Origin of the sequence: Sphingomonas sp. CCH5-D11 (assembly GCF_001557395.1) — a bacterium.
GTDB lineage: Bacteria > Pseudomonadota > Alphaproteobacteria > Sphingomonadales > Sphingomonadaceae > Sphingomonas.
Genome location: NZ_LSKH01000137.1, coordinates 1 through 12,020 on the forward strand (window position 1 = coordinate 1; position 12,020 = coordinate 12,020).

The 12,020-nt window shown below is 66.5% G+C and carries 12 protein-coding genes; 4 read left to right on the forward strand and 8 right to left on the reverse strand.

The annotated features are described in order from the left end of the window. Window positions 1–139: 139 nt before the first annotated feature. Window positions 140–442 (forward strand): hypothetical protein, encoded by a 303-nt coding sequence (locus AX702_RS08920; RefSeq protein ID WP_066778642.1) that lies wholly within the window; start codon window positions 140–142, stop codon window positions 440–442. Window positions 443–545: 103 nt separating this feature from the next. On the opposite strand, the gene aroC is transcribed toward AX702_RS08920, so the two are convergent. Genes aroC through AX702_RS08945 form a run of 5 tightly spaced genes read right to left on the reverse strand, consistent with a single transcriptional unit; the run spans window position 546 to window position 4,885 of the window. Next, window positions 546–1,613 carry a chorismate synthase gene (gene aroC, locus AX702_RS08925; protein ID WP_066778644.1) on the reverse strand — a complete coding sequence of 356 codons (1,068 nt, stop codon included), beginning with the start codon at window positions 1,611–1,613 and terminating at the stop codon, window positions 546–548. Continuing rightward, a complete protein-coding gene (locus tag AX702_RS08930; RefSeq protein WP_231731792.1) occupies window positions 1,610–2,128 on the reverse strand; it encodes a GNAT family N-acetyltransferase in 519 nt (172 codons plus the stop codon). Before AX702_RS08930 ends, aroC begins: the two co-directional genes overlap by 4 nt. An 11-nt stretch (window positions 2,129–2,139) precedes the next feature. Beyond that, on the reverse strand, window positions 2,140–2,931 hold the full coding sequence (gene fabI / locus AX702_RS08935) for an enoyl-ACP reductase FabI (protein ID WP_066778648.1): 792 nt from the start codon (window positions 2,929–2,931) through the stop codon (window positions 2,140–2,142). An 8-nt stretch (window positions 2,932–2,939) separates the two neighbouring features. Then, window positions 2,940–3,905, reverse strand: coding sequence for a YihY/virulence factor BrkB family protein (locus AX702_RS08940; RefSeq protein WP_082746155.1), 966 nt, complete (start codon window positions 3,903–3,905; stop codon window positions 2,940–2,942). A 38-nt stretch (window positions 3,906–3,943) separates the two neighbouring features. Then, window positions 3,944–4,885 carry a DnaJ C-terminal domain-containing protein gene (locus tag AX702_RS08945; protein ID WP_066778652.1) on the reverse strand — a complete coding sequence of 314 codons (942 nt, stop codon included), beginning with the start codon at window positions 4,883–4,885 and terminating at the stop codon, window positions 3,944–3,946. Between the two features lie 159 nt (window positions 4,886–5,044). Between AX702_RS08945 and AX702_RS22030 the strand changes: the two genes are divergently transcribed. Beyond that, complete coding sequence (locus AX702_RS22030; RefSeq protein WP_156455422.1) at window positions 5,045–5,212, forward strand: hypothetical protein; 168 nt, start codon at window positions 5,045–5,047, stop codon at window positions 5,210–5,212. Here the strand turns inward: AX702_RS22030 and AX702_RS08950 are convergent. Continuing rightward, window positions 5,206–7,650, reverse strand: a complete 2,445-nt coding sequence (locus AX702_RS08950) for a hypothetical protein (RefSeq protein ID WP_231731793.1) — start codon at window positions 7,648–7,650, stop codon at window positions 5,206–5,208. The two genes, AX702_RS22030 and AX702_RS08950, sit on opposite strands and share 7 nt — an antisense overlap. A gap of 71 nt (window positions 7,651–7,721) precedes the next feature. Between AX702_RS08950 and AX702_RS08955 the strand changes: the two genes are divergently transcribed. After that, window positions 7,722–8,117: a hypothetical protein gene (locus AX702_RS08955; protein ID WP_066778660.1), complete on the forward strand. Its 396-nt coding sequence runs from the start codon at window positions 7,722–7,724 to the stop codon at window positions 8,115–8,117. An 18-nt stretch (window positions 8,118–8,135) separates the two neighbouring features. Here AX702_RS08955 and AX702_RS08960 read toward each other — a convergent pair whose 3' ends face one another. Next, complete coding sequence (locus AX702_RS08960) at window positions 8,136–8,984, reverse strand: TauD/TfdA dioxygenase family protein (protein WP_082746157.1); 849 nt, start codon at window positions 8,982–8,984, stop codon at window positions 8,136–8,138. 69 nt (window positions 8,985–9,053) lie between these two features. Between AX702_RS08960 and AX702_RS08965 the strand changes: the two genes are divergently transcribed. After that, on the forward strand, window positions 9,054–9,713 hold the full coding sequence (locus AX702_RS08965) for a Crp/Fnr family transcriptional regulator (RefSeq protein WP_066778653.1): 660 nt from the start codon (window positions 9,054–9,056) through the stop codon (window positions 9,711–9,713). Window positions 9,714–9,716: 3 nt separating this feature from the next. Here the strand turns inward: AX702_RS08965 and AX702_RS08970 are convergent. Next, window positions 9,717–12,020 (reverse strand): zinc-dependent metalloprotease (locus AX702_RS08970; RefSeq protein WP_066778656.1); only part of this gene is annotated, 2,304 nt, incomplete at its 5' end.

A 12,020-nucleotide genomic window follows, 5' to 3' on the forward strand; every position in this document is an offset into this window, starting at 1 on the left:
GGCCATGATGGCGAGACGCATGGAGGCTTTCTCCTTCTGCCTGCACGCTCGATGTGAAAAAACGGGAGCCCGACAGCATAGCTGTCGAGCTCCCGCTCCGCAGTGAACGGTTTAGTTCTGGGGCGGCACGGTCGGCGTCGTGGTCGACGGCGACGTCGGGCTTGCCGTGGTGTCCGCGCTCGGATCAGTCATGTCGCTGCTGGGCTGGCTCGGTGCCGGCATGGTCGTACGCGACCTCGTGGACGGTGACGTGCCGGTGGTCGGCTCCTGCGTTGACATGGTGGAGTCGGTTGCGGTTCCCGCCGGTGCGGTGGTGGTCGACTGCGACGGCGACGTCGTGGTCGACTGCGCGACCGCCGCACCCGGAATAGCCAAGGCAGCGGCGGCGATAAGACCGAAGGTCTTCATTCTACTCTCCTGTACAAACACTCGAAACTTGTGAGAGTAAAATGCCTGAGATCGCAAAAGGTTCGTCCGAGTAACGCTACTCAGCCTCGCCTCGTCTCAATATAAATACTGATGGACGCCGGCTGTTCTACGTAATTTTACGCACATTGGGCGCGATGCAGCAGGAACTGATCGGCCAGAACCAGCGCCATCATTGCTTCAACCACGGGAACGCCGCGGATTCCGACGCAGGGATCATGGCGACCGCGAGTGGCGATTTCCGTCGCGTCGCCCGCGCGAGAGATCGTTTGCACCGGGGTCAGGATCGAACTGGTCGGCTTGAATGCGGCGCGAAGACGGATCGGCTGGCCCGTGGCGATCCCGCCGGCGATGCCGCCCGCGTGATTGGCCAGGAACGCCGGGCCATCAGCACCGGGGCGCATCGGATCGGCGTTTTCCTCACCGCTCAGCGCTGCCGCGGCGAAGCCGTCCCCGATCTCGACACCCTTTACGGCATTGATCGACATGATCGCGGCCGCCAGCTCGCTGTCGAGCTTGGCATAAAGTGGCGCCCCCCATCCCGCGGGCACGCCCGTCGCCTCGCACGTCACCACGGCGCCGAGCGACGAGCCGGCCTTGCGCGCTCTGTCGACCTTTTCCTCCCAGCGGGCTGCCGCCGCAGCGTCGGGGCAGAAGAAAGGATTGGCGTCGATCTGCGCATCGTCAAAGGCGGCGGGGTCGATCGCGTCGCCACCGATCGCCTCCACCCAGGCACGGATCCTGACGCCCGGGACCACGGCGCGCGCGACGGCGCCAGCCGCGACCCGTGCCGCCGTCTCTCGCGCCGAGGAACGGCCACCGCCGCGATAATCGCGAAAGCCGTATTTTGCGTCATAGGCATAATCGGCGTGACCGGGGCGATACGCCTGAGCGACTTCCGAATAGTCCTTCGAACGCTGGTCCACATTCTCGATCATCAGGCTGATCGGTGTGCCGGTGGTGCGGCCTTCGAACACCCCGGAGAGGATGCGCACCCGATCCGGCTCACGCCGCTGCGTCGTGAAGCGGGAGGTGCCCGGCCGGCGCTTGTCCAGCCACGGCTGAATATCGGTTTCGGCGAGCGCGATCCCCGGAGGGCAGCCGTCAACCACCGCGCCAAGCGCCGGACCATGCGATTCGCCCCAGGTGGTGAAGCGGAAGACGCGGCCAAAGGTGTTGAAGCTCATGCTGCCCCCAGGCGCGAAAAGGCCGGCGCGTGCCGGGCGGCTTCACGGACGCCGCAGGGCACCAGCCCACCCTGCAGCGGCAGAGCCATGAAATAATCGCCGGCATAAGGCGAATCGAAGTTGCGCGCGACGGCGGGATCATAGCCGAACCGCCCGTAGAACGCGGGATCGCCGAGGACGAAGCTGAGCACCACGCCGGCCGCTTCCAGCCGCTCATGCGCGGCATGGATCAGGGCATCGGCAATCCCCTGGTGCCGATACGGCTCGGCAACCGCGACGGGGGCAAGCGCCACCGCGGCCACCGCCTGGCCGCCGACCGTCACATCCATGCGGCTGAACACCACCGCTCCGGCGAGCGCGCCCGTTTCCTCATCATCGGCCACCAGCGTCAGGACCATGTCCCCCGCGATGCAGAGCTCGCGCACGAGATCCGCTTCTGCCGGCGCCGGGAAGCTGGCGCGCAGCAGGCCGTCGATCGCGGCAACATCGGCCGCGCTGGCTGGGCGGATCACCATCGCCATCGCGATCAGGCCAGCGCGATGTCCGGTGCGTCCTCCGCCTTCATGCCGATCACGTTATAGCCGGCATCGACATGATGGACCTCTCCGGTCACGCCGCTGGCCAGATCGCTCAGCATGTAAAGACCGGCGCCGCCGACGTCCTCGATCGTAACGTTGCGCTTCAGCGGCGAGTTCAGCTCGTTCCACTTCAGGATCAGGCGGAAATCGCCAATGCCGCTTGCCGCCAGCGTCTTGATCGGGCCGGCCGAGATGGCGTTGACGCGGATGTTATCGCGGCCGAGATCAACGGCGAGATATTGCACGCTGGTTTCCAGCGCAGCCTTGGCGAGGCCCATCACGTTATAATGCGGGATGACCTTTTCGGCGCCGTAATAGCTCAGCGTCAGCAGGCTGCCACCCTCCGGCATCATCTTCGCCGCGCGCTGCGCCACCGCCACGAACGAATAGACGCTGATGTTCATGGTCAGCAGGAAATTGTCGAGGCTGGTGTCGACGAAGCGGCCGCGGAGCTCGTTCTTGTCGGAGAAACCGATGGCGTGAACCACGAAGTCGATCGTCGGCCAGGTCTCGGCGAGCTTTGCGAAAGTGGCGTCAAGCGCCGCCATGTCGCTGACGTCGCAATCGTACAGATGCGCGGTGCCGAGCTGTTCGGCGAGCGGGCGGACGCGCTTTTCCATGGCGTCGCCCTGATAGCTGAAGGCGAGCTCGGCGCCCGCTTCCGACAGCTTCTTGGCGATGCCCCAGGCGAGCGACTTGTCGTTGGCAAGCCCCATGATGAGCCCGCGTTTGCCTGCCATCAATCCGTTCACAACACTGCCTTTGCTTCCAGCCCGGGGGGCGCTCCCTCTAGACCGTTCTCCGGGGGTTCCGCCAGTGCTGCGTTGAGATGAGCCCCGAACACCATGCCGAGACCGATGAGATAGAAAAACAACAGCATCACCACCACTCCGGCAAGGCTGCCGTAGGTGAGATCATAGCCGCCAAGGTTCGACAGAGCCCAGGGCAGGCCAGCCGTCATGGTGACCCACCAAATCGCCGTGAACAGCGCGCCCGGCCATTTGCGGCTTTCCGAATAACGGTATTTCGAGGGGGTGACGAAATAGAACAGCATGTAGAGCGCCCCGAACATCACCAGGCCGGGGATGGCACGACTGATGCCGATCCAGCCCGCCACGTCTTCGGCCCATGGCAAGAGCTGGTAGATGAACTGCTCCGCCGCCACGAGGATGCCCTGCACCAGAAACGACAGGAGCGCGACGATCACCGAGGCGACGATCCCGAGGCTGAGGCCGAGGCGCGCACGCCACAGAGATTGTGAACTGTGCGTGCCATAGGCGCGGCGAAAGATCTCCCGGATCGTCTCCACGAAGCTTCCGACCGTCCACAGCCCGACCAGCGCGCCGAACCACAGCAGCGAGCCGGTCCGCGCCGCCAGCACATCCGTGATCGGCTTGCGCAGGATGTCGGCGACGTTGGGCGGCAGGACATGGAGGAAAGATTCCACCGCCTGCCGCGTCCCTTCATTCTGCCCCAGCAGTGAAAGAACCGCCGCCGCAACGATGAAGAACGGGAACACCGTCATCAGGGCCAGATAGGCAAGATTGCCCGCATGGATGAAGCCGTCATTGTACACGCCGGTGCCGGCGCGTTTCAGCACCTCATAGGCGAAACTGCCCGGCTTCACCTTTGCAAGCTGGCGATCGAGCTTCACCCGCGCCTGCCCGTGATGCCTGCGATCCTCGGGCGTCAGCGTGGCGGTCTCGTCGCTCAAGATCTCTGCCCCTCATGATGGCCGCTTGGTTCGGGGGATCAGACGCCCATGTCGGCGCGCGGGTTCCCGCCGCCCGACCAGCTCTCCACGAAGCTGGACAGCGCGGCGTCCTCCGCGGGCAGATCGACCATCAGCGTGACGAGCTGGTCGCCGCGCGTTCCGTCCTTCTTGTGGAAGCCTTTGCCCTTCAGTCGCAGAGTCCGGCCGGAGGTAGAGCCCTTGGGCACCGTCAGCATCACCGGCTTCTCAACGGTCGGCACCTTGACCGGCCCGCCCTGGACCGCCTCCGCAAGGGTGATCGGCAGGTTCAGGCGTACGTCATCGCCATCGCGCGTGAAGAAGCGGTGCGGCTGCACGTCGATGGTGACGATTGCATCGCCTGCCCCGCCCGGCCCCTGTTCGCCCTTTCCCGGCAGGCGCATCTGCGTGCCGGTTTCGACGCCGGCAGGTAGCTTCAGGTCGATCGTCTTGCCATCGGCAAGGGTAATCCGCTGCGGCGCGCAGGCGGCGGCGTCAATGAACGGCACGCGCAGACGGTAGGCCGTGTTCGCGCCCTTGGGTGGAGGCTGGCGACGCCCGAAGCCGCCGGCAAAGCCGCCGCCCGTCGCGCCACCCCGGCCGCCGAACAGCCCTTCAAAGATGTCCGACATATCAACGCCTTCGGCACCGCCGAAGTCCTGGCTCCGAAAACCGCCGCCACCGCCGCCCTGCCGCGCCCCGCTGAAGCCGCCAAAGCCGGCCCCGAACGGGGAGGCGGGATTGCCATCCGCGTCGATCTCGCCGCGATCGAAGCGGGCACGCTTATCCTTGTCGCTGAGCAGGTCGTAGGCGGCGGTCACATGGCTGAATCGCTCCGCGGCCTTGGGATTGTCCTTGTTGCGATCGGGATGCAGCTCCTTGGCGAGCTTGCGATAGGCCTTCTTGATATCAGCCTCGGTGGCGCTCCGCGCCACACCGAGCGTAGAATATGGATCCGCCATTGTTGCCCCAGTTGGTGTATTACCTGACTATGTGGGGGAGGCGCCCGGCGAGTGCAATGCGGCTGACCATGCGGCGTCGCGCACGGAAATGGGCCATGCTGGCGGCATTAACCATCTTCCCGTCTTTTCGACCGCGGCTGCAGGTAGCAGGGCGTGCCCATGCGTAAGGAAGCGAGTGTGCATCTGATCGATGCGGTGCGAAGAGCGTTGCAGGTGGCGGACGGGCTAGGCCTGTCGGAAACCAGCCTTCATCTGAATGCTGCGCTGATCACGCTGGACGGCCGGGGCATTCCCCCGCAACCTGCGCGGACCCGATCACTTCACTGACCTTGCCGGGAGGATTCGCTGGCGGCAGCCGCGGCGGTTTGCGGCACGCTGACCGTCGCGGCGGCATCTTGCGCATCGCGCAGGTGCAGCGTCAGCCTGCCGTCGGCCGGTCGGGGAACCTGGATCGTCCCCCCGGTGAAGCCGTCAGCGATCGCCGTCTCCCCGCCGCCGGTGATGCTACGGAGCAGGAAGAGGCCGCTGCCCGTCAGGGTGCAGGTGGCAGCGTCCGTGGCGCATGTGATCGAGGAAATCCGCGGCAGCCGCACCAGCGTGCCCAGAGGCTTCCAGTCACCGGCGACCTCCCCCTGCACCAGACGGAAACGCAGCGGCCCGCGAGCGGCATCACCCAGCGCCGCAACGGGATCGAGGGTGGCGATCGCCACGCGATCGTCCTGAAGGCGCACCGGCAGCCGTGCCGATCCACCGGTCTCGCCGGCTTCCACCTCGATCCGATCGCGCGACGTGAAGCGCGTGGCCCCGGCGGCGCGAACGGAAAAGGTGAGGCGGGCATCCTGCGGCACCAGATCCGGCCGGGCGAGCGCAAGCGGCACTGCCGCGCCGGAGGCGGCAGGTTCCAGCGAAGTGGCGATCACCGTGGCGGCCGGCCGGGCGGGCATCACACGGACCGGCACGCGGACGGAGCGTCCATCCGCCAACGTGGCGCTGCCGGAAAGCTCGCCGGCCTTGATCTCTTCCGCCGCGCTCGCTTCCGCCGCCATGTCGAGCCGATCGGTCGTCCCGTCGCGACCAAGCTTCTTCGCGCGGAAGGTGATCGCGCCGACTTGCAACGTCCTTACCTGATCGAGGCGGGTTCCCGTGAGCGTCCCCGCGCGGTCGCCGGCATGGAAAGCAAATCCGGTGAGACGCGCGGCCTCCGCATAGGCGCGCAGGTCGAGACGGCTTGGCTGATCGACACCGTGGCTGCGGATCAGAAGCGCCACGGGCCCCGGTTCGATGCCGGTGAGCGGCACCTTGAGCGCCAGCGTACCGTCGGCCTCGGCGGTCCATGTCACCGGCCGGCGCGCGCCATCACGTTCGAGCCAGACGTCTGAGACGCAGCTGGCTGCTCCACCGGTGAGCACCAGAGGCGTTTCCCGACCAACGACCATTGTCGATCCGTCCGCGCGCCAGGCATTCGGCGCGGGGCTGACCAGGCGGAAACGCGGACCGTCGAATGGCTGAAAGCCCCAATAACCCTGCAACCGCGCCTCCGCCCCCACGGCGAGCGGCACCGGCGGCGTGCCGACATCACCAACGACGAAGCCGCCGTCGGCGGGGCTGGCGGTGACCGGAAGATCCAGCATGGTTCCGGCGGCGGTTGGCACCCGCAGCGACATGGCGCGCGGGTAATCGGTCGAGAAGACGAGCGGCGCCCCGCCGACCGGAAGAACCAAGCCGGGCCGTGTGAGGCACAGCGGATCGGCGCTCTTGACCGAGAGAACGGGCAGGGTCGGCGGCGCGACCGTGGGAAGCGCTGCGACGAGCACCGACTGCGGCTTGCGAAAGGACGGGACGGTATTGAGGAGCAGCTCGATCCGTCCGGCGCGCGGAACGCTCAAGGCCGGAATGAACCGCAATTGCGCCGATTGGAACGCGCCCAGCATCCGCGCCAGATCACGCATGACGCCGATATAGCCGCTGTAATAGCCGAAGCCGCCCTGCGGCGTCGCGCTGAGCTGAAGCGCGATATTGGCAGGCGCGCCGGCAAGCGTCTGCGCGATGGAGCTGGTCTGGCTGTCCGCCAGCACAGCGGCATTGCCGCTTTGGGCGAGACAGGCAGCGCGCGGATCCGTCTGGCGCAGCAGACAGGCGGAATCGAGCTTGATCGCGAGGCTGTCGGCCAGTTTCGGAGAAATCCGGGCCACGTCGGTTGGGTCGCGCCTGCGGACCTGATCAAGGAAGGTTTCAAGCCGTGTGCGATCAAGCATGGCCTGGTTCAGTTCCTGCGACGCGCGCACGAACGCGCCGGGCTGTTCGCGTACCGCTTTCGCCACCGCATCCAGCGCGCCGCCCGTGTCCGGGACCAGGAACACCAATGCCTGCTGCGCGCCCTCGGGCACGCGCACGTCGATGGCGGCTTCCTTCGCCTTCCACGTGCGCGCTTCCGCCAGCCATTCCTTCGGCGGCGGATTGGTCGCGCCGCGCAGAAAGGCGAGCACCATGCGATAATGGGCGCTTTGCTCGACGGGCAGATCGGCGACGACGCGGATGCGATCTCCCGGCGACAGGTTCGGCACCTGCGACAGCGGCAGCGTCACTTCACCGTGCGTAACCGAGACGCGCAGCGACGGCCCGGCAAGATCGAAGGCATTGCCCTCCGCGCGCAACGGCGTGGTTGGCGCGATCAGCAGAAGGCAGGCGAGGGCGACGCGGCGAAGCGCCGTGCGCAAGCGGGAAGGGGTAAGCGGCACAGGCCCCCGTGTAGCCCGCTTTGCCAAGGCTGCAATCGTGCGAACCGGTGTCGGTACAGGTCAGTGCGGGTTCAGCTGCGGCGTTTTAGGAGATGCGCATGACTCGCCTTGCACCCCTCTTCGCTGCGGCGGCCGCGCTCGCCTTTCCCGTCAGTGCCGCGACCAAAGACACGCCCGATGACAGGATGGCAAAGGCGCTGGCCGGTCGCGTTGCGGGATCGCCCGTCCGTTGCATCAGCCTGAGCAGCGTCACTTCCTCACAGATCATTGGCCGAACGGGCATCATCTACCAGGTCGGCGGCAGGATGTTTCTCAACAGGCCGCAGTCAGGCGCTGACCGGCTGCGCGACTGGGACGTTCTCCTGACGCGCAGCAACGGCACGCAATTATGTCGTGCCGATACCGTGAATCTGATCGATCAAGGATCCCGCGCGGTTCGCAGCTTTGTCGTGCTGGGCGACTTCGTGCCCTACACGCCGGCGAAGGAACGCTGAGCCTCCAGGTGAGCCGCTTTAGCTCAGCGGCTCACCGGAAATGGTGATGCGGTGCATCAGGCGACGATGGCCGTGGTAGTCGTTCATGGCGTGATGCCATGTTGAACGATTGTCCCAGATCGCGATCGAGCCCGGCGCCCATTTCACACGGCACTGAAACTCCTCCCGCATCGCGACCTGATAAAGGTAGTTCAGCAGCGGAAGGCTTTCCTCGCGCGTCCAGCCATCGAAGTGAAGCGTGAAGGCCGGGTTCACATACAAGATCTCCCGCCCGGTGCGTGGATGGCGGATGATCACGGGATGGACGGCACGGGTGCGGAGATCATGTCCCTTCAGATCGCCGGCCTGATCGGTTTTCGAGTAAATGCCGTCCTTGCTGTAGATGTGGTCCGCCGAATGCACCGCGTGCATGGTGCGCAACGTGTCCTTCAGCCCGTCCGACAAAGAGTCGAACGCCGCGGACATGCTGGCGAATAGCGTGTCGCCACCAGTTGGCGGCGTTTCACGGGCAAGCAGGATCGATCCCATCGCGGGAATCTGGTCGTAGCTGTGATCGGTGTGCCAGCCGCCGCCGATATTGGTCTGCTGGTTCTCCGCCTTGCGCACCTCCGCGATCTCGGGATGGCCGCCGTTGGCGGGAAAATAATTGTTGATGTCGATCTCGCCCCAGCGCCGGGCAAAGGCGATATGCTGTTCGGGCGTAAGCTGCTGATCGCGGACAAAGACAAGCCCATGGTCGGCAAGTGCCTGGCGCATGGCATCGAACGTATTATCGTCCAGGTCGTTCAGGTCCACATGCTTGAATTCCATGCCGACATGTTCGCTGATCGGCGTCGATTGCACCCGGGACAGAAGCTGCGTTGCCATGGATCCTCTCCTTTGTTGTGAGGATCACTTTACCCCAGCCATTGGCGTCCTATTGTCACCTTCGTGACAGTGGCTGAAGAACTGATCGCGGCTTTGGCGCGTGACGCATGGTTCGACCGCCAATCTCCTGCGTTGCAGGCCCGTCTCGCTGCCGCAGGGCGGTTGGTGTCGCTGCAGCGCGGACAATGGGTGTACAGCCAGGGCGATACGGGCACGGGCCTGTGCGCGGTGCTGAGTGGGGCCTTGCGCTTGGAGGTGGCGCTGAAGGGCGAGCGCGATGTGCTGATCGGCCTTGTGCGCGCGCCGATGATCCTGGGGCAGACACAGCGTCACGGCGGGGGCCCGAGGATCGTTACCGCGCGCGCGAACATGCCTTCGCGCGTGCTGATGATCACCGATGCCGGCCTGGACGCGGCGGCGCGCGAGGAGCCGGATCTTTGGCGCCGGGTGAACGAGCTGGTCTATCGTCAGCTTGAACAGATGACGCGGCTGGCGGCGCATCTGCTGGTGCAAACTCCCGCCGGCCGGGTCGCCCTGCGCCTGTTGCAGTTCGCGGAAGAGGACCGGCTGACCATCAACCAGAGCGATCTGGCGGAAACCACCGGCCTGTCGCGCAAGACCGTGAATGCGCATCTGGCCGCGTTCGAGCGCATGGGCGCTATCGAGCGCGGCTATCGGCTGATCAGGCTACGCGACCGGGCGGCGCTGGAAGCGATCGTGCGCGGCTGAGGGTCAGCCGATCGGCATGCCGGGTGGGATCGTCGGTTGCAGCGCCTCGTCCTTCAGCGCGGCCGCCAGTGCATCGCGATCGCGCAGCAGGCGCGCGGTGGCGAGCGACCAGGCGCGGTCGTCCGCGTCGGGGAAGCGCTGTTTTGCCTGCGCGTCCGCCCAGTCGAACAGTGCCTGGTCGAGCTGCGCCCTCGCTTCGGATCCGCTTGCTGAGTGGCGAGCGGCTTCGGCAAGGCTCAGCACGATGCGTGTGCCCACCGCGCGCCGTATCGCGCCGAGTCGCGCATCGGCGCTCGCCGCTTCGGTCAGGGAAAGGAGACGTCGGGCGAGTTGACCCGGCCCTGCGATGGCGGGATCGCGACGGTGCTGATCGGCAAGGCGCGCTAGCCGTGGCGGCGAGAGCAGGGCATCAAGGGTCACTTCGGCACCGACCTGCGCGGCAACCAGCGGGTCGAAGACGGCAGCGCCGGCGGTGCGCATCACTTCGATATCGAACTGGCGATCGCCGTCGCCCGACCAGCCGGCAGAGAGCAATGGGATCAGCCGTTCGGGCACATCGAGCGCAGGGGGATCGAGCGTCGCGATCAGGGCGTCCAGCGCGCTCGCCTGCGCGGGGCCGGATATCGCACGAGCCGTGCCGTGCCCGTCGCCCGCCATGCCATATTCGGACTCGACGCCGCCGAGCAGCTTCGCCGCAGCCTCCACCTGGTAGCGGTGCAGCAGCCAGATCGGCACGAACTTGCGGCGCAGGTTCGAGGCCGGTTCGTCGGCGGCGAGTGCCTCCGGGCCGAAGCGAACGATCGCGGCGGCGCGCACCTGCATCATGCGGGTGAGCTCGGCAACGGGATCGGCCCCATCATCCCACAGGCTGCCCCACGGTTGTGAAGCGGAGACGGCGCGCGCATTCTCATCCGCGACAAAGCGCAAGCCGCGGCGCTGCGCATCGGCAGCCTTGGTCGCGGCCAGGGCATCGGGATCGCTGCCCGCCTTGTCGCCGTAAAGCCAGTCGATCGCGTACATGTCCCACGCACCAAGCCCGGTGCCATAGGCGTCCGACAGGTCGGGCGCGCCATTCACCAGCCCGATGCGCGGCGCGGGATAGTCCATCACCGAGGCGCGATCCTGCGTGCTGGCCGCGAAATTGTGCAGCAGGCCGAGCGCATGGCCGACCTCATGCGCGGCGAGCTGGCGGATGCGTGCGAGCGCGACCTCGCGCGGGTCGTTCGGCCCGCCCTTGCCGGTCGCGGCGGCACCGACCAGCCCTTCGTAGATCAGCATGTCCTGTCGCACGCGCAGCGAACCGAGCAGCACCGAACCCTTCAGGATCTCACCCGTGCGCGGATCGGTGACGGCATAGCCATAGGACCAGCCGCGCGTCGCCCGGTTCACCCAGTTGACGACATTGTAGCGGAAGTCGAGCGGGTCGGCGCCCTGGGGCAAAATCTGGACCTGATAGGCATCGATATAGCCCGCCGCCTCAAACGCCTGCTTCCACCAGGAAGCGCCTTCGAGCAAAGCGGTGCGGATCGGCTCGGGCGCGGCATTGTCGATATAGAAGACGATCGGCTGCTTGACGCGCGAGCGGGGTGCGGTGGGGTCGGTCTTTTCGAGCCGGAAGCGATTGGAAAGGTTGCGCACGATCTGGCGACCGAGCGGCGCGCCGAAATCGAGGATCTGCGTCGAAAAACTGCCGCCACGCGGATCAAAGGTGCGGCTGGTGTAGCCGCCTTCGGGAAGCGCGGCGAAGCTGTGGCGGACGACGAGTGTGAACTGGCGCGGATCAGGGGCGATGTTGCGCACCTCAGGCCCGGGCGTGTCGCTGGCGTAGGTCTGACGCGCTTCGAAAACGAGGTTGCGCGGGAAGGCCTTCACCGCGTTGACGTCAGCGGCGCTCAATTCGCCGACGAGCTTCCAGCCTTTCTCCCCACCGTTCTTGAGTTGATCGGCGATGCCCTTGGTATCGCGGGCGAGGAACGGCGCAATGTCGACCAGCAGGCGGCCATCGGCGCTCGGTATCACGTCTCCGAGCCAGAGGGTGGAGGTGGCAAAGGCGTCGCTGGCGGCCGCCTGTTCGGCGGGCGAGCCGCCGGTCGCGCGGAAGCGGGTGTTCTCGAGCTCGAACGCGACCTTCTTGCCAAGGCGGCGGACGACGAGGATCTGCGCCGGGCCGGGCGCCGCGCGGTCGAGGCCGATGGGGGCGGAGCCGAGCCCGGTGCGCAGCGCGGTGGAGTAGAGGAGCCGGGTGGATATGCCGTCCGCGCCGGGCGCGGGGAGCGAGAGAAGGATGCGCCCGCCGCTGCGGTCGAG